This window comes from Ureibacillus sp. FSL W8-0352, from assembly GCF_038004345.1.
In the GTDB taxonomy this organism is placed as follows: domain Bacteria; phylum Bacillota; class Bacilli; order Bacillales_A; family Planococcaceae; genus Ureibacillus; species Ureibacillus thermosphaericus.
In genome coordinates, this window is the sequence record NZ_JBBOQT010000001.1 from 24,267 (window position 1) to 49,653 (window position 25,387).

29 protein-coding genes are annotated in these 25,387 nt (G+C 35.1%); 23 read left to right on the forward strand and 6 right to left on the reverse strand.

The features are described from left to right. Position 1 precedes the first annotated feature (1 nt). From NST98_RS00125 to NST98_RS00135, 3 genes are all read left to right on the forward strand, one after another. A complete protein-coding gene (locus tag NST98_RS00125) occupies positions 2–343 on the forward strand; it encodes a cytochrome C oxidase subunit IV family protein (protein WP_016837537.1) in 342 nt (113 codons plus the stop codon). Positions 344–517: 174 nt separating this feature from the next. Next, complete coding sequence (ctaG, locus tag NST98_RS00130) at positions 518–1,450, forward strand: cytochrome c oxidase assembly factor CtaG (RefSeq protein ID WP_016837536.1); 933 nt, start codon at positions 518–520, stop codon at positions 1,448–1,450. A gap of 19 nt (positions 1,451–1,469) precedes the next feature. Next, complete coding sequence (locus NST98_RS00135) at positions 1,470–1,931, forward strand: DUF420 domain-containing protein (protein ID WP_016837535.1); 462 nt, start codon at positions 1,470–1,472, stop codon at positions 1,929–1,931. A gap of 118 nt (positions 1,932–2,049) precedes the next feature. Here the strand turns inward: NST98_RS00135 and NST98_RS00140 are convergent, their stop codons facing one another. Beyond that, positions 2,050–2,412, reverse strand: a complete 363-nt coding sequence (locus tag NST98_RS00140; RefSeq protein WP_340714084.1) for a YugN family protein — start codon at positions 2,410–2,412, stop codon at positions 2,050–2,052. A 136-nt stretch (positions 2,413–2,548) separates the two neighbouring features. Between NST98_RS00140 and NST98_RS00145 the strand changes: the two genes are divergently transcribed. From NST98_RS00145 to NST98_RS00155, 3 genes are all read left to right on the forward strand, one after another. Beyond that, positions 2,549–3,607: a CAP domain-containing protein gene (locus NST98_RS00145; protein WP_340714085.1), complete on the forward strand. Its 1,059-nt coding sequence runs from the start codon at positions 2,549–2,551 to the stop codon at positions 3,605–3,607. A 146-nt stretch (positions 3,608–3,753) separates the two neighbouring features. After that, positions 3,754–5,244 carry a UDP-N-acetylmuramoyl-L-alanyl-D-glutamate--2,6-diaminopimelate ligase gene (locus NST98_RS00150; RefSeq protein WP_340714086.1) on the forward strand — a complete coding sequence of 497 codons (1,491 nt, stop codon included), beginning with the start codon at positions 3,754–3,756 and terminating at the stop codon, positions 5,242–5,244. Between the two features lie 94 nt (positions 5,245–5,338). After that, a complete protein-coding gene (locus tag NST98_RS00155; RefSeq protein WP_340433016.1) occupies positions 5,339–5,782 on the forward strand; it encodes a YlbF family regulator in 444 nt (147 codons plus the stop codon). An 84-nt stretch (positions 5,783–5,866) separates the two neighbouring features. Here NST98_RS00155 and NST98_RS00160 read toward each other — a convergent pair whose 3' ends face one another. Beyond that, the gene (locus tag NST98_RS00160) at positions 5,867–6,805 is read right to left on the reverse strand and encodes a glycerophosphodiester phosphodiesterase (protein ID WP_340433018.1); all 939 of its coding nucleotides are present in this window, start codon (positions 6,803–6,805) and stop codon (positions 5,867–5,869) included. A 181-nt stretch (positions 6,806–6,986) separates the two neighbouring features. On the opposite strand from NST98_RS00160, the gene NST98_RS00165 reads away from it, so the two are divergent. Continuing rightward, complete coding sequence (locus NST98_RS00165; RefSeq protein WP_096550581.1) at positions 6,987–7,265, forward strand: YlbG family protein; 279 nt, start codon at positions 6,987–6,989, stop codon at positions 7,263–7,265. Between the two features lie 4 nt (positions 7,266–7,269). Here the strand turns inward: NST98_RS00165 and NST98_RS00170 are convergent, their stop codons facing one another. Next, the gene (locus NST98_RS00170; RefSeq protein WP_096550582.1) at positions 7,270–7,659 is read right to left on the reverse strand and encodes a DUF7147 family protein; all 390 of its coding nucleotides are present in this window, start codon (positions 7,657–7,659) and stop codon (positions 7,270–7,272) included. A gap of 55 nt (positions 7,660–7,714) precedes the next feature. Here NST98_RS00170 and NST98_RS00175 point away from each other — a divergent pair, with 55 nt between their 5' ends. From NST98_RS00175 to coaD, 3 genes are read left to right on the forward strand one after another with little or no spacing between them, the layout of a single operon-like run. Next, positions 7,715–9,139, forward strand: a complete 1,425-nt coding sequence (locus NST98_RS00175; protein ID WP_340714087.1) for an RNA polymerase II — start codon at positions 7,715–7,717, stop codon at positions 9,137–9,139. Between the two features lie 16 nt (positions 9,140–9,155). Then, positions 9,156–9,707 carry a 16S rRNA (guanine(966)-N(2))-methyltransferase RsmD gene (gene rsmD, locus NST98_RS00180; RefSeq protein ID WP_016837526.1) on the forward strand — a complete coding sequence of 184 codons (552 nt, stop codon included), beginning with the start codon at positions 9,156–9,158 and terminating at the stop codon, positions 9,705–9,707. Between the two features lie 13 nt (positions 9,708–9,720). Next, on the forward strand, positions 9,721–10,206 hold the full coding sequence (gene coaD / locus NST98_RS00185) for a pantetheine-phosphate adenylyltransferase (protein WP_016837525.1): 486 nt from the start codon (positions 9,721–9,723) through the stop codon (positions 10,204–10,206). A 53-nt stretch (positions 10,207–10,259) separates the two neighbouring features. Here coaD and NST98_RS00190 read toward each other — a convergent pair whose 3' ends face one another. Both NST98_RS00190 and NST98_RS00195 read right to left on the reverse strand, forming a co-directional pair. Next, on the reverse strand, positions 10,260–11,054 hold the full coding sequence (locus NST98_RS00190) for a hypothetical protein (RefSeq protein ID WP_340714088.1): 795 nt from the start codon (positions 11,052–11,054) through the stop codon (positions 10,260–10,262). Between the two features lie 71 nt (positions 11,055–11,125). Then, complete coding sequence (locus NST98_RS00195) at positions 11,126–11,254, reverse strand: hypothetical protein (RefSeq protein ID WP_340714089.1); 129 nt, start codon at positions 11,252–11,254, stop codon at positions 11,126–11,128. Between the two features lie 17 nt (positions 11,255–11,271). On the opposite strand from NST98_RS00195, the gene NST98_RS00200 reads away from it, so the two are divergent. After that, the gene (locus tag NST98_RS00200; protein WP_340714090.1) at positions 11,272–12,321 is read left to right on the forward strand and encodes a SepM family pheromone-processing serine protease; all 1,050 of its coding nucleotides are present in this window, start codon (positions 11,272–11,274) and stop codon (positions 12,319–12,321) included. Positions 12,322–12,323: 2 nt separating this feature from the next. Here NST98_RS00200 and NST98_RS00205 read toward each other — a convergent pair whose 3' ends face one another. After that, the gene (locus NST98_RS00205; RefSeq protein WP_168411945.1) at positions 12,324–13,532 is read right to left on the reverse strand and encodes a nucleotidyltransferase; all 1,209 of its coding nucleotides are present in this window, start codon (positions 13,530–13,532) and stop codon (positions 12,324–12,326) included. A gap of 158 nt (positions 13,533–13,690) precedes the next feature. Between NST98_RS00205 and NST98_RS00210 the strand changes: the two genes are divergently transcribed. The 12 genes from NST98_RS00210 (at position 13,691) to NST98_RS00265 (ending at position 25,349) form a co-directional block, all read left to right on the forward strand. Beyond that, positions 13,691–14,230 (forward strand): YceD family protein, encoded by a 540-nt coding sequence (locus NST98_RS00210; protein ID WP_340714091.1) that lies wholly within the window; start codon positions 13,691–13,693, stop codon positions 14,228–14,230. Positions 14,231–14,251: 21 nt separating this feature from the next. Then, on the forward strand, positions 14,252–14,425 hold the full coding sequence (rpmF, locus tag NST98_RS00215) for a 50S ribosomal protein L32 (protein WP_016837519.1): 174 nt from the start codon (positions 14,252–14,254) through the stop codon (positions 14,423–14,425). Positions 14,426–14,610: 185 nt separating this feature from the next. Further along, a complete protein-coding gene (locus tag NST98_RS00220; RefSeq protein ID WP_016837518.1) occupies positions 14,611–15,381 on the forward strand; it encodes an enoyl-CoA hydratase/isomerase family protein in 771 nt (256 codons plus the stop codon). Positions 15,382–15,545: 164 nt separating this feature from the next. Continuing rightward, positions 15,546–15,944 (forward strand): transcriptional regulator, encoded by a 399-nt coding sequence (locus NST98_RS00225; protein ID WP_016837517.1) that lies wholly within the window; start codon positions 15,546–15,548, stop codon positions 15,942–15,944. A gap of 232 nt (positions 15,945–16,176) precedes the next feature. Further along, entirely contained in the window at positions 16,177–17,070 is an 894-nt protein-coding gene (locus NST98_RS00230) for a ketopantoate reductase family protein (RefSeq protein WP_340714092.1), read from the forward strand. Further along, positions 17,067–17,459, forward strand: coding sequence for a DUF3397 family protein (locus NST98_RS00235; RefSeq protein WP_340714093.1), 393 nt, complete (start codon positions 17,067–17,069; stop codon positions 17,457–17,459). Before NST98_RS00230 ends, NST98_RS00235 begins: the two co-directional genes overlap by 4 nt. Before the next feature lie 108 nt (positions 17,460–17,567). Further along, positions 17,568–19,181, forward strand: coding sequence for a bacillithiol biosynthesis cysteine-adding enzyme BshC (bshC, locus tag NST98_RS00240; RefSeq protein WP_096550589.1), 1,614 nt, complete (start codon positions 17,568–17,570; stop codon positions 19,179–19,181). 187 nt (positions 19,182–19,368) lie between these two features. After that, positions 19,369–19,800, forward strand: a complete 432-nt coding sequence (mraZ, locus tag NST98_RS00245; RefSeq protein WP_016837513.1) for a division/cell wall cluster transcriptional repressor MraZ — start codon at positions 19,369–19,371, stop codon at positions 19,798–19,800. A 30-nt stretch (positions 19,801–19,830) separates the two neighbouring features. Further along, complete coding sequence (gene rsmH / locus NST98_RS00250; RefSeq protein WP_340714094.1) at positions 19,831–20,781, forward strand: 16S rRNA (cytosine(1402)-N(4))-methyltransferase RsmH; 951 nt, start codon at positions 19,831–19,833, stop codon at positions 20,779–20,781. Next, a complete protein-coding gene (gene ftsL, locus NST98_RS00255) occupies positions 20,782–21,162 on the forward strand; it encodes a cell division protein FtsL (RefSeq protein ID WP_096550591.1) in 381 nt (126 codons plus the stop codon). Next, the gene (locus tag NST98_RS00260) at positions 21,159–23,366 is read left to right on the forward strand and encodes a penicillin-binding transpeptidase domain-containing protein (protein WP_445684015.1); all 2,208 of its coding nucleotides are present in this window, start codon (positions 21,159–21,161) and stop codon (positions 23,364–23,366) included. Before ftsL ends, NST98_RS00260 begins: the two co-directional genes overlap by 4 nt. A 63-nt stretch (positions 23,367–23,429) precedes the next feature. Further along, complete coding sequence (locus tag NST98_RS00265; protein ID WP_340714096.1) at positions 23,430–25,349, forward strand: stage V sporulation protein D; 1,920 nt, start codon at positions 23,430–23,432, stop codon at positions 25,347–25,349. Positions 25,350–25,387 lie beyond the last annotated feature (38 nt).

The window sequence follows — 25,387 nt, forward strand, 5'->3', positions numbered from 1 at the left end:
TATGAGTCACGATACTGAGATTCAAGGTAGAAGCCAGTCCCAATACGAATTTGATCGCAGAAAAAGCGCAGTACAAATGCGCAAGCAAGTTATTAATTTTGCGATTATGATTTTCTTAACATTCGTTGCATTTGCAACAGTTGTTGCTGACTTTGCACCAACTTTTATTAAACCAGTGATCTTACTATTAGCTGGTATTCAAGTTGTATTACAACTATATTCCTTCATGCATATGGATGATAAACATGCACCTTTTATCGGTGTAATCTCCACTTTTGTATGGGTAGGAGCTGTCATTGCATTCACATTCTTCTTGGCATTTAACACAATTATTTGGTGGTAATGAAAATGGCTGTCTAGAATTTCTAGGCAGCCATTCTTACATATATTTACTTTTGAAAAATATCATATTTTCTTCAAAAAGATGGCCTTTTTATTACATTTCGTATAGTGAAATAATGATATAATGTCAATAGAACTTTGCTATTTTTACTACTTGGTTTTAAGGAGCGATAATATGCCTTTAAGTATATTTGGGTTTCAAGCTTTGTGGAGCCCATATATGATTGGGACATTGATTTTTTTAGTCATTGTCTATTTTCTCATTACAATTCGTTGGAGAAGTGATTTTAAAGAGAGTGAACCATTGAAGAAACGAGAGGCGATTTACTTTGTTTTAGGAATCGTGCTTTTATATGTAATAAAAGGATCGCCGATTGATTTAATGTCGAATATAACGTTTACAATGCATATGGTTCAAATGGCCTTTTATTTGCTATTACTACCAATATTGATTATTAAAGGAATTCCATGGTGGGTTTGGAAAGTCGTAGTTGAGTTTCCGGTAGTCAATAAACTAATTAAAGTGTTTACAAATCCGATCGTTTCGGTACTGGGTTTTGCATTAACTTTCTCTGTATATCATATTCCTTTAGTATTTGACTACATTAAAATTGATGAAACTTTACATGGTTTAGCTAGTCTTGTATTGTTTTTATCTGCCTTTTTTATGTACTGGCCACTTGTGAATGAAGTGCCAGGGCAACCGAAATTAAAAGGGTTGTACAAGATTGGATATATAATTGCTACAGCTGTTGTAATAACTCCTGCTTGTGCATTAATTATTTTTACAAAAGATCCTGTCTATGCAACATATACTGATGGAGAAGCATGGTTAAGAGCAATGGCTCTATGTGTGCCGGATCAAACTCTAGCTAGCATAAGTACAACAGTTCAACTATCTGGTCCAGAATTGTTTACGAATTTATCACCAATTCGTGACCAACAATTGGGCGGAGTACTTATGAAAATTATCCAAGAAATAATTTTAGGAATTTTGCTGTATTTTGTATTCATCGACTGGTGGAGAGATGAACACAAAATTAGTGAAGAAGAAATTACTGCAAAAGCATATAGTGAGTTTCAAGCGAAAAAAAGAAATCAATATTAAGAATAGGAGTTTGTAAAGAATGGGCGTACCAATTTTACCAACTATCAGCACAGCCTTCATCGTTATAAGTGCAATTTTAGTTGCAATTGGATGGGGGTTAATCATTAAAGGAAAAAAAGAAGCACATAAAAAAGTAATGTTGGCAGCTGGTGTTAGTGCATTAATATTCTTTATTATTTATGCTAGTCGAACTATCTTTATTGGTAATACGTCTTTTGGTGGACCAGAAGAGTTAAAAATATATTATACATTCTTCTTATTTTTCCATATCCTATTAGCTACAGTAGGAGCTGTTTTTGGTATTGTTAGCATTGTGACAGGATTAAGGGAAAAGTATCGCACTCATAATCGACTAGGACCGATTACGAGTATTATATGGTTCTTTACTGCTATTACAGGCGTTATTGTCTATTTACTTCTATATGTTATTTATGAAGGCGGAGAAACGACTTCTGTCATTAAAGCAATATTTGGATTTTAATAGGAGCTAATTTAATAGCTCCTTTTTTTATTTCTATTTTTTAAGTAAAATTTGAAGCAAAAATAAAAAGAGGCTATTCAACCGCCTCTTTTGTAAAATAAATGAATATATGAGTGCATTATGCGATGCCTAATTCGGCTAAATCTTTTTTCACATTTTCTAAAATCGTTTCACATTTTTTTACTAAATGTGCTGGGAATACTTCATCATCACCGTATTCTACACCATGTGGATAATAATATTTACCAAGTGCAGGTTTTAAGATTTTTAAAGTTGCAGTGTTATTTCCGCAGTCACCTGAAATTGCTGTGCAGAATACGCGTAGATAATAACGGCCTTCTTTTACATCGAAGCGTTTGTCAAATGTCATACGATCATAGTCCCATGCGCCATGGCATTCTAAACCGTTTTTTTCCATAATATCAACAAGTACTGCTTGGTCTACTACTATATCTTCAAGCGTTTTGTTTTCGAAATACATGAATGTTCCTCCTTTAGTTACATCGCACAAAATTTTACGCATAATTTTATAATAGTGCAATTTCTCAAGAGTTGCAATGACAACATTGTGTCATACAAGATAAATTTAGTATAATGAAACCATTATAGCAAAGGATATGAATCGTATGAAAACTCTTTTTCGAATATTGATCGTCCTTTTTTCTTTAGCCATTCTGTATTATTATACATCGGATTCAACCGATGAATTAAAACCTTTGGAGGGTCCAAATTCTAAGTCAACGGTAATTCCTAAAACAGTCGTTCCGGAGGGGTTTGAGGATGCCTTGCCAAGACCTGAAACAGGAATTTCTACATACATAAATCAAGAAAGTAAAAAGCTATACAAGGACTTTGGTGAACCGAGTCGAATTGATAAAAGTGCTTTTGGTTATGAATGGTGGGTTTATAATTATGATAATAAATCCATTGCAATGTTTGGAGTGGAACGCGGGAAGATTGTCCAAGCATACATAGCAGGAGAAAAATTGGATGTAACGCCATATAAAATTGGCCAGACTCTTGATGAAATTTATCGAATGACGATTGTGAATCCGGAAATTACTGTCAATATTGGTGAAAATATTTATACCTTTTCTTTGACGGAATACGATATGCACACCCGGATTTTAGTAAAATTTGACGAAGTTTTTGCTCAATTATATATTGATCAATTCACTGACACTTTAATTGGAATTCGTTTTCTAAATAGTGAAACGCTTGTGAAGCATAGACCATATGAGATGACTTTTGTAGGAGATTTAATACCAACGCCAAACTTAAATTCATATGTACTTCAACAAAGCAATGAAGGATATTCAAGGCAATTGTTTGATATTGTGAATGTTTTCAGGCAGTATGAACACTTGCCAGCTTTAGAATGGGATGTGGATACAAGCATTGTAGCGATGGAGCATAGTGAAGAAATGTATACCGAAAATTATGTTTCCCATGAATCGCCAAAATTTGGTTCGTTAAAAGAAAGATTGGAATCTCATTCTGTTTCATATAATGAAGCTGGCGAAAACTTGGCAACTGCTTATTTTGACGCTATTGAAGCTGCCCACGGTTGGTTCAATTCGGAAGATCATCGTCAATTAATTTTGAATGATGATTTCACTCATGTAGGATCAGGCGTTTTCATTAATTATTATACTCAAATCTTTCTTGATAAATAATGAACCATTAAATAAAAGTTCACCATATCCCACAGGGACAATGGTGGCTTTTTTTAATAAATGGTCGCATACTGATTGCTGCGAACCCTTTTCTGACAGTGTCACATTAACGACCTAGGCATATGATAGGGAAAAGGAGTGACACAGTGCAATTAGCAGAATTATTGAAAGATTGGCCATGTACGGTAAAAGGCGGTTCCATCCGTGTAGAAGTAAAGGGCGTTGAAGACTATGCACAACATGTAAAACCAGGTGACTTATTTGTTGTACGAAAAGGAAGAAAATTTGATGGATATCAGTATATTGATTTAGCTGTAAAAAATGGAGCAGTTGGAGTTGTCATTGAAGATGAAACACAACTTGATCAATTAAAGTTATCCGTTCCACTTATTTGGGTACCAAACTGTTTAAAATTCATGTCATTTAGTGCTGCAAAAATTTATCGATTTCCGGCAGAAGCGATGCAAGTGATTGCCATTACAGGGACGAATGGAAAAACGACTGTGAGTCATTTTATTGGTCAATTACTACAAGCACTACATAAAAAAGTAATGGTAATTGGAACGAATGGAGTTTTTATAAACGGTGAAGAATTACAAATAGAATATGAAGTATTAACAACGCTACAACCAAAACATTTACACAAAATATTGCAATATGCAGTACGCAATAAAGTTCAATATGTCGTACTAGAAGCATCTTCCATGGGGTTATCTACTCATCGACTAGATGATTGTGATATTGATATTGGCGTATTTTTAAATTTAGCGGAAGATCATATTGAAGATCACGGATCTTACGAGAAATATAAACAATCAAAACAAATTTTGGCTCAACTAGCAGATAAATTAGTACTAAATGGTGATGATTCATTTTGCCGCACAGTAGGCTTGCAATCGAAAAAGAAAAAAACTTACTTTGGTCTTGGAAATCGTGTAAATTATCAATTGCAACTATTAGCAGAGGGAAATCATCATTCCACTTGCTGTTTACAGAGCGATAAAGGTCAAAAAGTATTTACACTGCCATTCGTAGGAGAACATCAATTGCAAAATGCTATTGCAGCTATTACGACAGTATGCGAATTAGGCTTTTCTATCGAAAATATTTGTGAAGCGGCAGAGCAGTTGCGATTGCCTAAAGGTCGGCTTGAGTCCATTCCAAACCATTTAAATTTGTCTATTTATATCGATTATGCCCATACAGAAGCAGCACTTAGAGCAATATTGAAAACATTAAGAAAAACTGCCAAAGGTGATTTAATATTAGTCTTTAGTTGTGGTGGAGATCGAGATAAACATAAACGAATTAAAATGGGAGCAGTAGCTACAAAGTATGCAGATATGATTTATTTAACAACAGACAATCCAAGAAGTGAAGATCCTGCATATATTAATTCTCAAATTGCAGCTGGTTTTATATCTACTCAAAAATATGAAATGATTTTAGATCGGGCAGAAGCTATAGAGAAGGCGATTGTATCTGCAAAAGAAGGAGATACGATTGTTATTGCGGGTAAAGGCCATGAAACGACACAAACGTTTAAAGATAAGGAGATTTATTTTTCCGATTATGAGTGTGTGCAATCTGTACTAACTAAATCGTTAAAAAATAAAGTGGATGATTGCCAGTCTTAATAATTTCAAAATGAAGGACAAGAAAACAAGTATTGCAAATTTAAACTTTGTTCAAATTTTGCTATGATAGATGTACAGATTGGAGGAATAAATGATGATGATGACATCAGAATGGGCCTTCATTTTAGATGAAGCGGATGCGTTAAGCTCAATGATTCTCAATTCTGAGCCCGTACGCAATTATCAACAAGCTCATCATGCTGTATATAGTGATAGAGTATTAGTTGAAAAAATTGCCGCATTTAATCGAATGAAAGTGCAGTACGAGGATGTACAACGCTTTGGCAAATATCATCCCGATTACCATACAATTATGAAAGAAATCAGGAAGTTGAAGAGAGAGCTGGATCTTGATGAAAAAGTAGCGAATTTAAAGCTTGCAGAAAATGAGCTGCAAGATATGCTGGATGAAATAAGTCTTATTATCGGAAAGTCTGTTTCTGAAGCGGTTAAAGTTCCAGTTAGCAACCCATTTTTTGAAACATCTTGCAGCTCAGGTGGCTGCGGATTAGGTGGAAGCTGCTCCTGTTCAGCTTGATTTCGTGTGATATATTTAGTTTATAAATGAACGGCTTAAGTTATTAATGCTTAAGCCGTTTTTAATTTGAAGAATTTAAAGACTTTATGAAAGATTTTCCCCTTTTTCTTTATGGTGTTCTACCCAATCCCGAACGAGGGGAACAGCAATATCTGGCCGGTCGGTGATGATGCCTTGTGCTCCATTATCTAGTAGTTTTCTCATCAATTCTTCATCGTCAATTACCCAATAATGGACAGGGATATTTAAATTGTTTAAAAAGGCGATAAATTTCGGTGAGTCTAAAGAGAACCTTCCAGATTTTATCGGGATTTGAAAAACATCTACTTTTGGATGATAAAGATGACCCAATTGGCTTGTAAATGCTGCAAACGCTTTTCGGACATCCGATTCTCCAGCTCCTAATGCGACTCGGTTTTGGGCGTACAAATTAAAACGATCCACTTGTTCACTATAGAAGCTTGTTACCACCACTCGATTTTCTGCGTTATATTCTTCAATCAATCTCCAAAGTTTCGAAGGCATTAAACTACCTTCATAAGTTTCTGGACTATCTTTAATATCGATGTTAATAAACATATTTGGGAACTTTTCAAATAACTCTCTTAACGTTACGATTTCTACTTTTTGATTGCGATAAGGGAAATTTCCATTGTTATCTTTATAATGGAAACCAAAATTAAAGTTTTTTAGTTCTTCTAGGGTAAAATCTTTTACAGCACCCATTCCATCAGAAGTGCGGTCAATTGTTTCATCATGAAGTACAACAATCTCTTCGTCTTTTGTTAATCGTATATCAATTTCAAAACCATCTACCCCGAGTTCAAAGGATTTTTCAAAAGCAATCATTGTATGTTCAGGTGCGATTAGTGCACCGCCCCTATGAGCTAAGACGACAGGTATATCCATGCTCAATACTTCTTTTCCTTCACGTTTTTGGGGTTTTAGAAAAGCTTTACTTCCAGCCCATGCTGCTGCACTTGCGGCGGCAATAGCCAGTGCCAGTTTCGTTTTTTTACCCATGACTAGGCCTCCTTTACGAGTTTCTATATATTAACGAATAGGATTTCTATAATCATTACTTGTATAGATTACATCTTATAAAGATGATTATAACGGAAATTGTTACATCATGTCACGAATGTCAGTTGCTATCAAAAATAACTATATGGTATCCTTTAAATGAAGAAAAGGGGTAATAAAAATGCAAGAACGTCAAGGGCTAATCGTGTATGTTTATCAACTGAAACATGCTAAAAGCTTGAGGAAGTTTGGAAATGTCCAATACATTTCAAGAAAACTAAAATACGTGGTGCTCTATTGTAATCGAGATGAAATTTCTTATATAAAAAATAAAATACAACGCCTTCCTTTTGTGAAAGACGTTGTTGAATCGTACTTACCGTTTGTTAAAAATGAATTTGAAAATTCAAAGTCTAAGAAAGATCAGGACCAAGAATACGATTATAAAATAGGACTTTGAATTATTAAGATAGTTGCGGAATTAAACGGTTCATTCTTAATACACCAATCAAATGTTGGTAGAATAAAATCGTTTCGGAATAATAGCAGGAATGTTTAATATCCATTTGAACGGCTTCTTTGCCAATTGCCTTTAATGACTCTTCAAATAATTGTAGCCGTTTAGAAGGTTTTTCTGGAGTGTATGGTATCCCTTCTCTACATATGTATATTGGCATAAAGTTGCTATCACCAACTGGTTGAAAGGCTACTGCAGGAGAGGCATATGCTTGATTACCTTTATAAGAAATAAACAAAAAGGCATTATGGAATCTTTTTTCATTTGTACGAATTAATTCACAAAGCTCGTAAATATCTCCGTAGCCTTGTCCGAGTTCAACAAACTGTTGCGTCATATCGTTATCATCCTTTCTATGTACATAATAGTAGCATGTTCGAGGTGGTTTGCATATGAAATATATCGTCAGTTTTTTTAGTCTGCTCGTTTTGCTTATTAGCGGCGTGCTTTTTTTTCAATACCAAGTTTATTCCGATTATCGAGAGAGCGAAATAGACGATTTTACTTACACGCAAGAAATTGATATTGTATACAGAGGTCAAAGTTTAGATATTCGTCATCACTTTAGAAATTTACCAAATCAAACGATTTCTATCAACTGGCCAGAACAGGCTGTAAACCCCGATTGTTTTATTGAAACAGAAAATAGCTGCAAACGGTTAAGTGAGGATTTTTCTAAATTCCAAGAAAGTGATATGACAACTCAGTCGATTTCATACATAATACCCCTTGATGGAGGATTAAAACCTAACCAATTAATGAAAGATATTTTTGTGACGTTAGAAAATGGTATTGTATCCTATTCAACAGTACATATTACAACTGAACAATCAATTGCTGGAACATGGGTTACAGGTTTACCTTTAGTTGGTCAGCAATCATTATCCCTTGTGCATTATTCGATGTTTAGCGGCACAGGTCCAGTGAAAGAACTTTATTATGCTGATCATTTACAATTGCAAAGGGAACATGATTTGATTTCTATATATTCGACAAATAAAATCGGAAACGAATTAGTAGAACAGCTAAATAAAGTGAATTTCTTAAATGATGAACACGTCGCGATTGTTCATGGTTCAAATCTTTCTGGTAAACAAGGTGAACGTATTTTGTTTTCTAATAGTTTGTCAATAGAAGCCTTAAAGGAAGAAGTTATATTATCTCAATTACGTACGAAATTTCAGTTTGAAAATGTACCTGCATGGGTAACTGAGGTTATGGCTTCGATTTTATCTGATTCTGAGATTGGCGGGGAAAAAGCTAAAGAAATAACAATGACTTTAAAAAGTCGATTGACAGAAGAACAACTTGAACTTTGGAAACAAAAGTTACATGATTTAGAAGGTAAAAAAATCGATGCAGCGCTTTTAGATGAACAATTAAGCGAAGTGTTTGCAAACCATACACAATATTTCCAGTCAAACGTCGCAACTGATGGAGTATTTCCGTTACTATTCAATGATTTCCGAGATGTTTATGTAAATGCTCGATTAGTAGATGACGTTGAAGTAATTTTTAAAGATGGTCAAGTGTTATATTCTGCTGACTCTTTATTACATCATCTCGGTTATGAAACACGAGTTGGGGAAAAAGGTTATTATGTAAATAATGATATTAGACAATATCGTTTTCCTTTTAATCATGAATTTTATGTTTATAACCAAAGACGCTACAATACCGTGTCACAACCAATAAAAGTGATAGCTGATAAGTATTACATTGAAGAGTCTTGGGTGCAAAAGCTATTTTTCGTTGAAATGGATAAAAAGAAAGACTCTATTTCCATAAAAAACATTGACTCTGAACAACAATCGTGAAAGCTTGGTGATGAAGATGCGAGTAGTAGCCGGTGAAAGGAAAGGGATACCGCTCAGAGCGATTGCCGGAACGACTACGAGACCTACAACGGATAAAGTGAAAGAAGCACTATTTAATATCATCGGGCCTTTTTTCGAAGGTGGAATAGCATTAGATTTATTTGCTGGCAGCGGCGGACTAGGAATTGAAGCATTAAGTAGAGGTGCGGAAAAAGCTATCTTTATTGAGAAAGATCGCCGAGCTGTTCAAGTATTGAAAGAAAATATAAAAAAGTGCCGTTACGAAGAGTTTTCGGAAGTGTATTGTACAGATGCAAGCCGTGCTGTAAAGGCACTGCTAAAAAGGGATATCCAAATAGATTATTTATTTGTTGATCCCCCATATAACAAGCTAGAATATTATGATTACATTTCACTTCTTGTAGAAGGCGGAAAGCTGGCTGACGATGCAATAATCGTTTGTGAACATTCGACTGAAGTACAATTGCCAGATGCTTACGGACGATATTCATGCATCCGAGATGAAACTTATGGAAATACTATTATTTCAATTTATCGAATGAATTAGGGAGAGGGAGAAATTGTCGCAAAAAATTGCAGTAGTACCGGGAAGTTTTGACCCGATTACGAATGGACATTTAGACATTATTAAACGGGCAGCAGATGTATTTGATCTTGTATATGTTGCTGCATTGAAAAATTCTTCAAAAAATCCGTTGTTTACTATTGAAGAAAGACTTGAGTTGATTGAAAAGGTAACGAAGGATATTCCAAATATTCGCGTTGAAAGTTCTTCTGGATTGCTTGTGGATTATGCGAAGTCTCGAAACGCCATCGCTATTGTTCGAGGTTTAAGAGCAGTATCAGACTTCGAATATGAGATGCAAATAACATCGATGAATCGTTTTTTAGATGAATCGATTGAAACATTTTTCATCATGACTAAAAATCAATATTCCTTCTTAAGTTCTAGTATTGTGAAGGAAGTTGCTCGCTATGGTGGAAGTGTAAAAGGATTAGTACCTTGTGAAGTAGAAGAAGCATTAAAGAAGAAATTTCATCAATAATCGAAAACTCGGCAAGATAAAATGCATCTGCCGAGTTTTCTCTTTTTATAAAGTTATAAAAATAATATAAAATATAGCAACGGAATAATAATCGTGATGAGAACTCTTAATAGAATGTAGGGTTTGAGCGAAATGTTTTCACTTTTTGCGATGACTGCTACTTGCATATGAATGCTTAAACTTTGGCTTGATAAGAAAGTAGCCATTAGCAAAGGAAGTATAATTGATTCATCGGCAAAAAACTTATGTGCAATTTTAAGTCCGTTCGTCATTTCTAAAGATGCTGCTGTTAATAGTAGTAGATTTTTATGTATATTTGGCAAAATTGTCTGAATTGTAAACATGACGACGGTATAAATGGTTGTAAAAAAAATGATTGTTGAACCAACGACAAGAACAGTAGGAATACTGTCTTTGATGCTAGAAATGAATGGATTTTCATTTCGTCTAAGGTTGTCTAATTTGATTTCTTGCCGAGGATTGGAACGATGGTAAAAATAATATAACAACAAAAGGAATAGAGAAACTGTATGATATAAAATTAAATATTGCCAGCTGAAGCGGGCATCATGTAGTAAGTCATGTCCAACAAATCCTAATACGAATAAAGGGCTTGGACCATGACAAATACTTAATAAGCCGTTTGCTTCACTATTTGAAATTTGATTTGTTCTTTTTAAATAGGCAATGGTTGCGGCACCGGTCGGGAAACCACCGAGAGCACTGATGCCGTATGTTTTAAAATATAATTTGAATCTAGATAAGGAATCTTCCTTTTCAGGTGTTAAGCGAATAAACCATTGTGTTAAAATCAAATACGGAAGTAAATATGGGAATAAAGCTTCCATGAATAGTTGAAGTCCAAGGTCCGCTCCTTTATGAGCGATTCCTGGAAATAGTAATAGTAAACAAATGAGCGTTATACATACGAAAAGATATAGTAGTGGAATAAGCCATCAACTCTTTTCAACTTTTGTTTTTTCGATGAACCAAATGCTAAACTAATATATGCACGATTTAATTTTTTTAGTCTTTTTCGAGCTAACATAGGAGGTGCTTTAACTTTTGAAACATTTTATTACGATAATCGTTACGATGTTGGTTTTATTTTTTTTATCTTTTTACAAGCTGGACTACTATATTATGAAACCTGGAAGCTCCTATGATGTTAGCAAATTTGTTACTGTGGAAAATGGGGATTTGGACGATGAAGGAACAATCAGTCTTATGACGGTTGCAATGGGACCAGCGACACCCTTGACATATCTCATCGCAAAGTTTAAAGAGTATGAAGATATTTTGAAAAAAGAGGAAGTTCACCATAAAGAAGAGGATGAACGGGAATATAACGTTCGTCAATTAAAGCTAATGAAGGATTCACAATTTAATGCTATTTACGTCGCTTATAATAAGGCTGGTTTACCGTATACAGTTGATTATCAGGGCATCACTGTTTTAAATGTATTAGCTGGTGGTGCCAGTGATGGGCAATTAGAGCCTGGAGATAAAATCCAAGAAATTGATGGGAATATTATAAAAAAAGCGGAAGATTTAGTTCATATTTTAGAAACGAAAAAAGAAAATGATGTCGTCCAATTAGTGATTCACCGCAATGATAAATTGCTGGATCGCACTATTACATTAAAGGAAATCCCAGATAGTGATGGGAAGGTTGGTTTAGGGATTACTTATTCCGAAAATAAAACGATTAAAACAGAACCGATGGTAAAAGTGAATGCAGAAGATATTGGAGGACCTTCTGCAGGGTTAATGTTCACTTTAGAAATTCTGAATCAACTGTTAGAAGAAGATATTACAAAGGGATATTTAGTTGCAGGAACTGGAGAAATCCATGAAGACGGCACAGTCGGTCGTATCGGAGGCATTGAAAAGAAAGTTGTTGCAGCTCATGAAGATGGCATGGAAATTTTCTTCGCTCCTGATGATGAAATACCTGAAGAAGTCAAGAAGAATAATCCAGCCATTCTTTCCAATTATGAAGCTGCTGTCAATATCGCAAAAAAATTAAATACCGACATGAAAATCGTGCCGGTAAAAACGATTGACGATGCATTAAATTATTTAGCAAGTCTTCCTGAAAAAGATAAATCGTAATTCTATAATCGTATTGGCGGAGTTTTATAATCTCCGTCAATTTTCTTTTGTGAAAATAATTCAACGCCTAAAGCATACATTTCAGATGCTCTAATGTCGATTTGAAGCATTTGATCCTTTGCTTGTGCTACTCGGCTAATAATCGGCAACTCTAAATTCTTTTTTCTTTCTGATAAATAAGCTTGTCCATTTTTTGTCATTCCAAGTAAACGAATGTAGGTTGGATGCTTGAATTGATGCAATTCATCTTTCGTTATGCCAGTAAAAATGTGCGTCAGCATTCTTTGCAATCTCGTCCAAGTATACCGCTTTGATTTTATGTCTGACATAAATTGTGAAAAGTTTTCACTATGTTTTACATGTTTGATGAGAGCATATTCAATTCCTTCCGAAACATCTGCAAAGGCTCTCAAGTTTTCTGGATTATAACGCATGATGGCATATTTTAATAGTGGCCAGAAAGCATCCCAGTCAACAAATTTTGAAAATTGTTGTTGCCATTCAACAAGATGGACATAAGTTGAATTTGGTACGAAATTACGTATCGCTTCAACATTTCTCTTTTGAAATATTTCTTTACGAATACCAGTTGCACTGGCGATTGTCGATGTTTCATTGATTGCATCGTGATAGCCTGCATGCAATCGTTGAATTGTCATTGGTTGAATTGATAAATTGAATTTTTTTGCAGCGGCAATATAGTGATAACCAAGAATGTTATTTGGTTTGGACAAGTCGATGTAATTTTCATTTTTCTTTTGTTTTAATTGTTCATAAGCGTAATATAAGCTTTGTGGATAACTAGTTCCTGTTGATACGTACTTCTTGATGAGCGCATTATATTCTTCATTATGTTCTTCAATTAGATTAGCAGTGTTAATGAAAGGTTCGAGTTTTCCTTCTTCGCTCCCAAATGAAAAAGCATCGCATTGTAATGCGTCAAGGAGAAATATCGCACCTTCAGCAAATACAGGTGCATTAGCTGTGCTATAAACATATGGTAATTCAACAACGATATCGACACCGCTTTGTAAAGCCATTTTTGCTCGATGCCATTTAGAGACAAGAGAAGGTTCACCTCTTTGTAAAAAGGGGCCACTCATAACAGCGACGACTACATCGGCGTTTGTAATCTTTTTAGATTGGGTAACATGATAGTAATGTCCGTTATGAAATGGATTATACTCAACGACTATTCCAACCGCTTTCATAAAAATGCCCCTTTCAAATAATACAATCTTTCTTCTAAAATTATCTCTTTAGTTAATACTGAATTATAGAAGCGTTTTTGTAAAGTGACAAGAAAATATCTTGACATCTATATTACCTCATTATATAATCAACATTGTTGTCTCGGGGTGATTCGTGAATGAAATGGTCAATTCATCAACTTTCGAAGTATCGCCATAAAGGAATGCCGATCGATACAGTTGTGCAATTGGATGAAGTGAAAAAGCGAAATCAAGAAATTCGCGATATTTCACCCGTTCATGTAAAAGGTCACTGTACAATCGGAAGTTCACAAATGACTTGTCAGTTTACTTTGACAGCGACCTTATTACTCCCTTGTGCTCGTACTTGGGAGGATGTTGAATTTCCTATTGAAGTTGAGACGGTAGAAGTCTTTAGCTGGGTTGATCCAGAACTTCGGGGAAATGAAGAAGATGAAGATATCCATTACATAGATGGAGAAGTCATCGATTTGAAGCCAGTCTTAGAAGAAATCATTCTTCTTGAAGTGCCGATGCAAGTATTTAAAGAAGGTACTGAAGGTACTATTAAAGGTGGAAAAGACTGGAGTTATTCAACAGAAAAAGACGTTAGTCAAAAAGTAAATGACGAACCAAAAGTGGATCCAAGACTTGCTGGATTAGCTAAGTTTTTTGATCAATCAAAAACAGATGAATAAATCTGCAAGGAGGTGCCAATCATGGCTGTACCATTTAGAAGAACTTCTAAAACTGCAAAAAGAAAACGCCGTACACATTACAAATTATCAGTACCTGGTATGGTGAATTGTCCAAATTGTGGTGAACCAACTTTATCTCACCATGTATGCAAATCTTGCGGACATTACAAAGGTAAAGAAGTGGTAAGTAAATAATAAAGCGTAGATTCGTTATACGCTGCTTACGAAAGACTATTAGAGTGACCATGGCTCTCTAATAGTCTTTTTTTGCATTGTTCATGAAATAGGTAAAAACCAATTGTTGTCAAAATTTAAAACCTTTATTACTATGAAAACATATCGTATTATGTTGAAATAATATCAAAAAGGGGATGTATTCATTGTCTTACCAAATTGAACAAAAGGACGGTATTCTAACTTTTACTATTGATAGAGAAGAAAAGAGAAATGCAGTAAATGACGAAGTAATGAATGGCCTAAAACAAGTAATTAAACATATTAAAGAGAACAGAGATGTGCGATTTTTAGTTGTTACTGGAGCGGGGGATAAAGCGTTTTGTTCTGGTGGAGATTTGACGGAATTTCATAGTTTAAAAACGGCTGAAGAAGCGTTTGGTATGTTAAGCAAAATGGGAAATATATTATATGAACTTGCTACATTGCATGTTCCAACCATTGCCTTAATTAACGGGACAGCCGTTGGGGGTGGTTGTGAAATCGCTACAGCATGTGATTTTCGTTTGGTGGCAAGTCATGCAAAATGCGGATTTATTCAAGGAACGTTGGCAATTACGACCGGATGGGGTGGCGGTACGTATTTATTTGAACGTGGATTGCGTCATGACCGTGCATTAAAAATGCTGATTGATGCGAAGCCATACACTGCTCAGCAATTATATGAAATTGGTTGGGCTATGAGAATATTTGACGGTCCAAAAGAAGAAGCATTGGAAGCGTTTATTGAAGATATGAAAAAAATTCATCCTTCTGTCCATCATGCATATAAAGAGATTGAACTTCGCAAATGGAGAGAGCGAAATATGTATGGACGTGTTATGGAAGAAATCAAACTTTGTGCAAAACTTTGGGAAAGTGAAGATCATGAAAAAGCAGTTGAACGCTTCTTATCAAAATCAAGCAATCATAAATAATACAAAATATTGTCTTCAACAATACTACTGAATAATCGGTTATATCCATTTGAAAATAGGTCGCGACAAAATTATTATATGTCGCAACCTATTTTTTTCTATGTTCTTTAATTCTATTTACTCTCTTTTTGCATATAGTAGTAAAAAAATGAGAGGTGATAAGTATGGAAGGGAAAAGAAGGAAAGATCAATGGACAGCTGAAGATGACGAAAAATTAGCAGAGATTGTCATCACAGCTGTACAAAATGGAAGAACTCAATTAGAAGCGTTTGCTGAGGCTGCGCAAGTGCTGAATCGAACAAAGCAGGCTTGCGGTTTCCGCTGGAATAAAACATTAAGGCAACAATATGGTCAAATGTTAAATAGTGTTAGAAAACGACCAAAGCAATTAATGCGAAGCCACTTAAAGCTTGCTCTTAATAGTTTTGATGAATTGACAGAAGCATACAATGAATTAGAACTAAAATATCGAGAGCTTCAAACTGAGCATGATAGAGTGCTAAAATGGCTTCAACAAGGTGCAATATTCATCGAACAACAACAGCAAAAACAGCAGCAATAATCGCCATTATTCCTCTTTTTTATCACCATCATCCATCAATCAAGGTAAAGGAAGCTGCGGTTAAATATCGAAAACTTCAAATATTTCCAGTATAATATGAAAAAAGGGTGTGACACTCTTTCGGTCACACCTTTTTGTCGTTTTCGTTCTTGAAAAAATAAGGATGTACAAACCAGCAAAACAATTAACATCAATTTAATGGAATAAATAAGTTATAAAGAGGGAAGCGCGTATGAATATAGTTATTATTGGTGCAGGTTCTGTCGGAATGTTGATGTCCTCGTTTTTAGCTGAAAAATATGAAGTAACGTTAATAGTTCGAAGGCTAAAACAAGAAGAAGCAATACGAAAACATGGTCTTTATAGAAATAATTTGGATGGAACTATTACGAAGAAATATGTGAATGTTACGACTACATATAATGAAATTGCGACAGCATCTTTAGTAATTGTGGCAGTAAAATATACACATCTGCAAGAAGTTTTCCTGCAACTTCAGAAGCTGCCACAGGACATACCAATTTTATTTGTACAAAACGGTTTAGCTCATTTTGAAGAAGCGCTGAAACTTCCTCAACAGACTATTGGATTTGGCTCATGTCAATTCGGTGCACAAAAGGTAAATGATTATACAGTTATTCATAATGGAATTGGTGTGTTAAAATTAGCAGTTGAAAGGGGAAATGACGAGGTTTTTCAATTGTTACGCGGGATAGAAAGCGAATTGTTTCCTTTACAATTTGTCGATGATGCTGAAAAAATGCTTTTTGAGAAGGCGTTATATAATTGTTTTATCAACCCCTTGACAGCTGTGTTGCAAGTAAAAAACGGCGAATTAATCAACAATATTCATGCAAAAAAATTGTTAAAAGATTTATATGAAGAATTAATGAATGCTTTCCCTGAACAAAGAATGATTGTCTCATTTGAAGATGTTGTTTCGTTGTGCGAAAAAACAGCTTCTAACACTTCTTCGATGTTACAAGATCGATTAATGAATAAGAAAACAGAAGTGGAATCGATTGTCGGAGCAATCATAAAAAAAGCAGAATTAAAAGGTAAAAGCTTACCGACTTTAAAAACGTTATATCATTTAGTGTTGTCACTAGAGGGTGAAAAAACGTGAAATTAGTTTTAACATACATTTTTGGCACCCTAATTTTATTGCCAATGACTGCCTTCATTATTTCATTTCTTTTATTTCGGAAATACTTGAAAAAACAGGCGGACAGTAGTTTTAGTTTAGCAGCAGATATCACGACCTTTTTTTTATTTTTCTCCGTCACCCTCTCCATTGCAACCCTATGGAACTCTACAATAAGTATTGTAGCCGTTGTAATTTCCATATTGATTGCGATGTTGATGACTTATAAAGAATGGAAAAGGAAAAAAGAAATTAAAGTATTTCCTTTATTGAGAAGAATATGGCGCATGCAATTTTTATATTTAATTTTCATCTATACAATTGTTTGGATTGTAGGCATTATTCAAAGTATTATATTTTTTATTACATAGATTGAGCCATTTTCTTTTCAGACAATGTTTCAAAGATTACAATATAACAGGAATAAATATTTACTTTCAATGAAATGAACGTATTGAGTTAAGTAGAGGAGTAGTAATATGAAACTGGAAAAATTATCACCAGTTAACAATCAATTGTTATCTGATTATTGGGCGGAAAGTGAACATTTGCTCTCATTTTATCAATATCCATATAAAGATGAATCATTTCGAGTACGAGCTCATTATTTGAGAGAACAAGCGTATAATCGAAAAAGTTTATGTAACGTTATTTATCAGTATATGGAGCCTTTTGGCATTTCAGAAAAATCAATGGAGAATCTAAAAAAATTAGAAAAAGGTGCGTTGGCAGTTGTTGGTGGTCAACAAGCGGGATTGTTGACGGGTCCGCTTTATTCTGTTAATAAAGCAATTAGTGTTATTTTGCTATCGAAAGAACAAAGTGAAAAACTAGGTATTGATGTCGTACCGATTTTTTGGATTGCGGGTGAAGACCACGATATTTTAGAAATTAATCATACTTATACGATTGTCGATGGATTGCCAAAAAAGAAAATTTTTGACGTAGCTCCTCGCAAAAAGACAATTGCTTCCGAAACTCGGTTTGATCATTCGTTAATGAAAGATTATATAGATGAAATTTTTAAAGATTATGGTGAAACGGAATACACGCATGATCTCTATCATTCGGTACTGCGACATATGAATGACAGTGAAACATTTACTGATTTCTTCGCTCGTTTAATGAATGATTTATTTAAAGATGAAGGACTGCTAATGATCGATTCGGCGTTTCTACCATTTCGACAATATCAAACCACTTTTTTCCAGCGAATCATCGAAAAAAATGAGGAGATTAGTTTAGCAGTAATTGAAAAGGAACGATTATTAGAAAAGAGAGGGTATGGTACTCCGATTGTTGCAACGGAGGAAAATGCGAACCTCTTTTATGTGCGAAATGGAGAACGATTTTTACTCGAAAGAAAGAATGGCTTATTTGTTAATTCGGCTGCAAACGTAAAATTTACCCTTGAAGAACTTTTACAAATTGCTGAACAATCACCAGAACAACTAAGTAATAATGTGGTAACGAGACCTTTAATGCAAGAAATGTGTTTGCCAGTATTGGCTTTTGTGGCTGGTCCTGGAGAACTTCATTATTGGGCGGCTTTAAAAGATGCATTTGAAGTATTAGACTTACAAATGCCGATTTTAGCCCCAAGGTTAAATATTACTTTTATTACTCGTCGTGTAGAACAACTGCTTTTTGAATATCAACTAACTTTTGAAGATGTTATGGCTGGTGAAGTGCAAAAAATAATGAAACAATTTATTCAGGATATTCAAGAGGTTGAAGCAGAGGAAAAAATACAGCGAATCAGAAAGATGTTAGACGAGCAATATGATGAGTTATTACAACTATTGAATGCGAAACAGCTCCATTTGGAAAGGATATTAGAAAGAAATAAGAATTACCACAATATGCAACTTGATTATTTAAGTCAAAAAATCAAACAAGAAGTCTTACTAAAACATCATCACACAATTCGCCGGTTGAATACAATTGTAAGTGAGTTGTATCCAAACAACAATTTCCAAGAACGTGTATTTAACCCATATCAATATTTAAATCTTTATGGCTTTAGTCTTATTACACACTTATTACAATTACCAATGAAAATTGGGAATTATCATTATTTGATAAAATTATAGCGTTTTTTCTATTTTTTTTAGAGCTATCTCGTAGGAGATAGCTTTTTTAATTCTTTTTTCTTATACACTGCTCTGTTTACGGAGTACAATTGGCATAATTTGTGAAAAGTTTACAAACTATGCGAAGAAATATGTGGTGGAAAGTGGGGGAATGTGGTACATTATTTACTAAAGTGGGGTGAGTAGCATGTTCATGGGAGAATATCAACATACTGTTGATGCCAAAGGACGTTTAATCATACCATCAAAATTCCGTGAATTATTAGGAAATACTTTTGTCATTACACGGGGGCTTGATAACTGTCTTTTTGGTTATCCTATGAACGAATGGCGAAAGCTCGAAGAAAAACTGAAAGACTTGCCAATGACGAAAAAAGATGCAAGAGCATTTGCTAGGTTCTTCTTTTCTGGGGCTACCGAAGTTGAATTAGACAAACAAGGGCGCATTAACATCCCTTCGAATCTTGCTACTTACGCAAAACTTGAAAAAGAATGTGTTATTTTAGGTGTTTCAACTAAGATTGAAATATGGTCTAAAGAACTTTGGGAAGAATATTTCAACGAAGCAGAGGAATCTTTCAATGATATTGCAGAAAATCTTATTGGCTTTGACTTCTAGCGAATACATCGATGAAGGAGCAATCATTTCATGTTTGATCACACAACTGTACTATTAAAAGAAACTGTCGATGGCTTAAATATTCATCCAGACGGAATATATGTGGATTGTACATTAGGTGGTGCTGGTCATAGCGAGTACTTAGTTCAACAACTTTCTAGCAATGGTAGACTAATATGTTTTGATCAAGACTTAACTGCCATTGAACATGCGAAAAAACGTTTGGAAAATTATAAGGATAGAATGAATTTTGTTCATTCCAATTTCAGGTATATAAAACAGGAATTGGATAAACTTAATATTCAGAAAGTTGATGGTATTCTCTATGATTTAGGAGTTTCCTCACCCCAATTAGATACTCCGGAAAGAGGATTTAGTTACCAGCACGATGCTCCTTTAGATATGCGAATGGATCAAACTCAAGAACTAACTGCCTACCATATTGTAAATGAATGGCCATATGAAGATTTAGTGCGTATTTTTTTCCGTTATGGGGAAGAACAATTTTCAAAGCAAATTGCTCGAAAAATTGAAATGGCAAGAAAAAAAGCACCCATTGAAACAACAGGACAGCTTGTCGATTTAATTAAAGAGGGCATTCCAGCATCTCGTCGTCGTACAGGTGGACATCCAGCAAAGCGAGTTTTCCAAGCAATTCGCATTGCAGTGAATGATGAATTAGGGGCGATTGAAGAGTCGCTGACAGATGCCATTGATTTATTACGTATTGGCGGTAGGATAAGTGTTATCACATTCCACTCTTTGGAAGATCGCATAGTTAAAACAATATTTAAAGAGGCTTCATCATTACCAGAATTACCTCCAGGTTTACCAATCGTACCAGATGAATTCCAACCGGTATTAAAAAATATTACGAAAAAGCCGATTGTTCCATCGGAGGAAGAGTTGTTGGCAAACAATCGAGCGAGATCAGCAAAATTACGTATCGCTGAAAAAATTCATGAAAAAGGGCGTGGCTAAATGGCAGTTCGGGTTAGGCAACCATTATATTATCAACAACAAGAAATACCCTATCAACAACCCACCAATCAACCAAATACAAGGCAAGCAAAAAAGAAGCAACGTAAAATCATTACAGCAAGGGAAAAGTTTTTATATATCGCATTTGTTATAGTTGTTGCAACTTTATCTGTATTCGTATTACATAAACAAAGCTCAATTCAAAAAACAACGATTGAAATACAAAAAATTGAAAGAGAAATCGCAGAAATTGAAAAAGAAAATGCGGATTTAAAAGTACAGGTTAGCGAATTATCAACATATGAAAGAATTTGGGAAAAAGCCAATTCACTCGGTTTAACTCTTAAAGAAGATAACGTAAAGGTAGTGCCGGGAGAATGAAGAAAAAGAAATTTCGTTTTCAATGGGGAGCCTTTCTAATGTTTTTATTATATGGAGGGCTCTTTTTTGCATTATTCTTAAGGATTACTTACATCCAAATTACTGGACAAGTTGAAGGAGAAGAATTAAAGGCAAGGGCTGCAGCATTGTACCAAAAGGAAGCGGTGATTACTGCTGAACGCGGAAAAATATTAGATCGGAATGGAAATGTAATAGCAGAAGATACGTTAAGCTATCGACTAATCGCCGTTGTCAATCCAGTTGCAACAACAAACCCAAATAACCCACAACATGTTGTAGATCCTAAAAAAACAGCTGAAATATTAGCAAATTATATTGATATGGATGAATCGACTATTTATAAGATATTAACAAAACGAAGGCCGAATGGTGGATATTATTATCAAGTTGAATTCGGTTCTGCAGGAAGAGGAATCAGTCACGAAATCAAAACGAAAATTGAAAAGGAAAAATTACCTGGTATTAAATTTGTAAGTGATACGAAGCGATATTATCCAAACGGTATTTTTGCATCCCATTTAATTGGTTTTACGCAAAGAGAAAAGCAAGAGGATGGAACGTTTATTCCTGTAGGGAAAATGGGATTAGAATTGATTTACAACGAACATTTAACTGGAGAAAACGGGAAAATTGAATATGAAAGCGATGCATTTCACTATTTATTGCCAAACAGAGATAAGATGGTACAACCAGCGAAAAATGGTGACAATATTTATTTAACAATTGATAAAACAATTCAAAACTTCTTGGAAGATGCGATGACAAATGTGGACCGAGAATATAATCCTGACTCGATGGTTGGCCTTGTAGTGGATGCAAAAACAGGTGAAATTCTTGCATTGTCTCAACGTCCTACATTCGATCCTGAAACTAGAATTGGTTTGGAAAACAACTGGTTAAACTACGTGACACAAGAAGTAATTGAACCCGGGTCTACAATGAAAACATTTACTTTAGCTGCTGCAATTGAGACAGGCAATTGGCATCCGAATGCTACGTATCAATCTGGTTCTTATAGGGTGTTGGACAGAACGATTCGTGACCACAATATTCATGGTTGGGGAAGAATTACTTATTTAGAAGGTTTCCAACGTTCATCCAACACTGCGATGGCCAATTTACTAGAACTAATGGGCAATGATACTTTTATTGATTATTTAGAAGCCTTTGGATTCGGGAAAAAAACAGGCATTGATTTGCCGGGAGAAGTAACAGGAACAATTTTATCCCGATATCCAATTAACTATGTAACAACTTCATTCGGACAAGGTTCTACTGTGACGCCGATACAGCTAGTGCAAGCCATGACAGCCATTACGAATGATGGCGTTATGATGCAACCATATGTTATAGATAAAATTGTGGATTCTTCCACAGGAAAAGTGATTGAAAATCATCAACCGAAAGAAAAAGGAAAACCGATTTCTGCAAGCACAGCGAAACAAGTAAGAGCAATTTTGGCTTCTACCGTTACTTCGGAAGTAGGTACTGCGAGAAACTATAAAATTGATGGATATGAAGTTGCGGGGAAAACAGGTACAGCTCAAATACCGAATCCAAATGGAAGAGGCTATTTATATGGAAAAAACAATTATTTATATTCCTTCTTAGGTTTTGCCCCTGTTGATGATCCACAATTGATTGTTTATGTAGCAGTGAAAAGACCAAAACTTAAAGGAACTGAAATTGGTTCTGAACCGGTGGAAAAAGTATTTAAGCCTGTAATGGAAAATAGCTTAAAATATTTAAACATTAATCCAGAAGATGCGAAACCTGTAGAGAAAATAACGATAGGGAACTATATTGGGAAAAAAGCTGCGAACTTAAAACAAGAATTAGAGAGTCAAGGTTTAAAAACAATTATCATTGGTGAAGGCGGAGAAATTATTGACCAATATCCGAAAGAAGGAGTTTCGATGGTAAAAGATAGCATCGTCTTTTTAAAAACGGATGGCGTTGTGACATTGCCTTCTTTTGAAAATTGGTCATTGAGAAATTTACTAATCTATAAAGCGATGTCCGGTATAAACATTGAAATCGTAGGAGAAGGCTATGTAGAAAGCCAAAGTGTATCAGAAAATACAATAATTACTGATTCCTCCCCGATCGTTGTTAAATTAAAAACTCCTGAAGAATTATTCTTAATAAGTGGTGAGGAATCTGAGGAATTGCCCCAAGATTAGCTTAGCTTTTGAATAGATGAGAAGTTCGTTTCATACCTTGTAAAAAACGAGGTGTGATGTCGAATGAAGTGGATTTCAACCGTCTCCAAAAAACGGTTGCGGATTGTATTGTACGGCTTTATTCTTTTTGTGATAGCCGCCATCGTCCGACTGTTTATTGTTCAAATTATTCAGCATGACAAGTTAACAGAACTGGCAAAGGAAAACTGGGATCGAGAAATTCCATTCGCTTCAGAAAGAGGAGAAATAGTCGATCGTAACGGTGAAGTCATTGTAACAAATAAATTAGCGCCGACCTTGTATTTTATGCCTGCACAAAATGATAATATTGAACAAGCTGCCAAACAAATTGCTTCTGTCTTAAAAGTTGATGAAAAAAAGTTATATGAAAAAATGAATTCAAAATCGTACTTAGTAAAGCTTGCACCAGAAGCAAAAAACATTACTTATGAACAAGCTGTTGAACTTCAAGGGTTAAAAATCGATGGTCTATATACAGGTGTCGATTATGTTCGATATTACCCTTATGGAAATTTATTATCCCGTTTCATTGGATTCACTGGCTACGATACGCAAGGACTTGCAGGAATTGAATATCAATATGACAAATACCTCACATCAAAAGATGCGGCAATTCGTTTGTTTACGGATGCAAAAGGAAATACTTTACCACACGTAGATGATGAGTGGCGGGAAGGGCATCAAGGAGCAACTGTACAACTAACAATTGATTTAGAAGTTCAGCAAGTGGTTGAAAGAGAATTGTCGCAAGCGATGAAAAAATATAATGCGGAACAAGCCTTAGCAATCGCCATGAATCCAAATACGGGAGAAATTTTAGCCCTTGCTTCTTATCCTACATACGATCCAAGTAACTTAGAAAAAGTGAAACCTGAAATTTATAATCGCAACTTGCCCGTTTGGATGACTTTTGAGCCAGGATCAACATTTAAAATCATTACACTAGCCGCTGCCATTGAAGAAGGGAAAGTGGATTTAGAAAAAGAGACTTTTTATGATAAGGGGTATACAATTGTAGAAGATTCAAGACTTCGCTGTTGGAAGCGCGAGGGACATGGACAACAAACATTTTTACAAGTAGTAGAAAATTCTTGCAACCCGGGGTTTATTGAACTTGGGCATCGAGTGGGTCCAGATAAGTTATTGCAGTACATTAAAAACTTTGGTTTTGGTGAACCGACTGGATCAAACATTGCCGGAGAAGCGAGCGGCATATTATTCTCAAAAGAAGCTTTTGGACCTGTTGAGCATGCAACAACGTCTTTCGGGCAAGGAATTGCTGTAACGCCTATTCAACAAGTTCAAGCTGTATCTGCAGCCATTAATGGAGGGAAACTATTTAAGCCATATGTCGTTTCAAAAATTGTTGATTCAGAAACGGGAAAAATCATTCTTGAAAATCAACCGGAATTAAAACGTACGGTTATCAGTGAACAAACTTCCGAAAAGGTAAGATATGCGTTAGAATCTGTTGTTGCAAATGGCTCTGGACGAAACGCATATCGTGATGGGCTGCGTATTGGTGGGAAGACAGGAACTGCTCAAAAAGTAGAAAATGGTCGATATAAGGTTGGGGATTATATTGTTTCTTTCATCGGCTTTGCGCCGAGTAATAATCCTCAAGTCGTTGTATATGTTGCGATTGATAGTCCGAAAAGTTCAGTCGTTTTTGGTAGTACCATTGCAGCACCTATCGTCGGGCAAATTATAGAAGACATTGCGCCAATCATCGGTTTGGAAGTTAATCGGGAAGGGCAATTGGAAAAGCAGTATCGTTGGGGAGATCCAATGACAGAACGGGTACCAAACTTAGTTGGAATGAAAGTGGATGAAATCATGAAGCTTCAATACCCATTCCATATTGAAATGCATGGAACAGGAAAAGTTGTAAAAAGTCAATTGCCTGAACCGGATAATATTATTGAAGTGGATGGAACGATTCATTTATATTTAGGAGATTAAATAGAATTGAATTTTACTGCTCCTGCGGCAAGGAAGCT

Coding starts and splice junctions, on each gene's coding strand:
- NST98_RS00125 (WP_016837537.1), top strand. CDS start 2: ATGAGTCACGATACTGAGATTCAAGGTAGAAGCCAGTCCCAATACGAA.
- ctaG (WP_016837536.1), top strand. CDS start 518: ATGCCTTTAAGTATATTTGGGTTTCAAGCTTTGTGGAGCCCATATATG.
- NST98_RS00135 (WP_016837535.1), top strand. CDS start 1,470: ATGGGCGTACCAATTTTACCAACTATCAGCACAGCCTTCATCGTTATA.
- NST98_RS00140 (WP_340714084.1), bottom strand. CDS start 2,412: ATGTATTTCGAAAACAAAACGCTTGAAGATATAGTAGTAGACCAAGCA.
- NST98_RS00145 (WP_340714085.1), top strand. CDS start 2,549: ATGAATCGTATGAAAACTCTTTTTCGAATATTGATCGTCCTTTTTTCT.
- NST98_RS00155 (WP_340433016.1), top strand. CDS start 5,339: ATGATGATGACATCAGAATGGGCCTTCATTTTAGATGAAGCGGATGCG.
- NST98_RS00160 (WP_340433018.1), bottom strand. CDS start 6,805: ATGGGTAAAAAAACGAAACTGGCACTGGCTATTGCCGCCGCAAGTGCA.
- NST98_RS00165 (WP_096550581.1), top strand. CDS start 6,987: ATGCAAGAACGTCAAGGGCTAATCGTGTATGTTTATCAACTGAAACAT.
- NST98_RS00170 (WP_096550582.1), bottom strand. CDS start 7,659: ATGACGCAACAGTTTGTTGAACTCGGACAAGGCTACGGAGATATTTAC.
- NST98_RS00175 (WP_340714087.1), top strand. CDS start 7,715: ATGAAATATATCGTCAGTTTTTTTAGTCTGCTCGTTTTGCTTATTAGC.
- rsmD (WP_016837526.1), top strand. CDS start 9,156: ATGCGAGTAGTAGCCGGTGAAAGGAAAGGGATACCGCTCAGAGCGATT.
- NST98_RS00190 (WP_340714088.1), bottom strand. CDS start 11,054: ATGGAAGCTTTATTCCCATATTTACTTCCGTATTTGATTTTAACACAA.
- NST98_RS00195 (WP_340714089.1), bottom strand. CDS start 11,254: ATGTTAGCTCGAAAAAGACTAAAAAAATTAAATCGTGCATATATTAGT.
- NST98_RS00205 (WP_168411945.1), bottom strand. CDS start 13,532: ATGAAAGCGGTTGGAATAGTCGTTGAGTATAATCCATTTCATAACGGA.
- NST98_RS00210 (WP_340714091.1), top strand. CDS start 13,691: ATGAAATGGTCAATTCATCAACTTTCGAAGTATCGCCATAAAGGAATG.
- rpmF (WP_016837519.1), top strand. CDS start 14,252: ATGGCTGTACCATTTAGAAGAACTTCTAAAACTGCAAAAAGAAAACGC.
- NST98_RS00225 (WP_016837517.1), top strand. CDS start 15,546: ATGGAAGGGAAAAGAAGGAAAGATCAATGGACAGCTGAAGATGACGAA.
- NST98_RS00230 (WP_340714092.1), top strand. CDS start 16,177: ATGAATATAGTTATTATTGGTGCAGGTTCTGTCGGAATGTTGATGTCC.
- bshC (WP_096550589.1), top strand. CDS start 17,568: ATGAAACTGGAAAAATTATCACCAGTTAACAATCAATTGTTATCTGAT.
- mraZ (WP_016837513.1), top strand. CDS start 19,369: ATGTTCATGGGAGAATATCAACATACTGTTGATGCCAAAGGACGTTTA.
- rsmH (WP_340714094.1), top strand. CDS start 19,831: ATGTTTGATCACACAACTGTACTATTAAAAGAAACTGTCGATGGCTTA.
- ftsL (WP_096550591.1), top strand. CDS start 20,782: ATGGCAGTTCGGGTTAGGCAACCATTATATTATCAACAACAAGAAATA.
- NST98_RS00260 (WP_445684015.1), top strand. CDS start 21,159: ATGAAGAAAAAGAAATTTCGTTTTCAATGGGGAGCCTTTCTAATGTTT.
- NST98_RS00265 (WP_340714096.1), top strand. CDS start 23,430: ATGAAGTGGATTTCAACCGTCTCCAAAAAACGGTTGCGGATTGTATTG.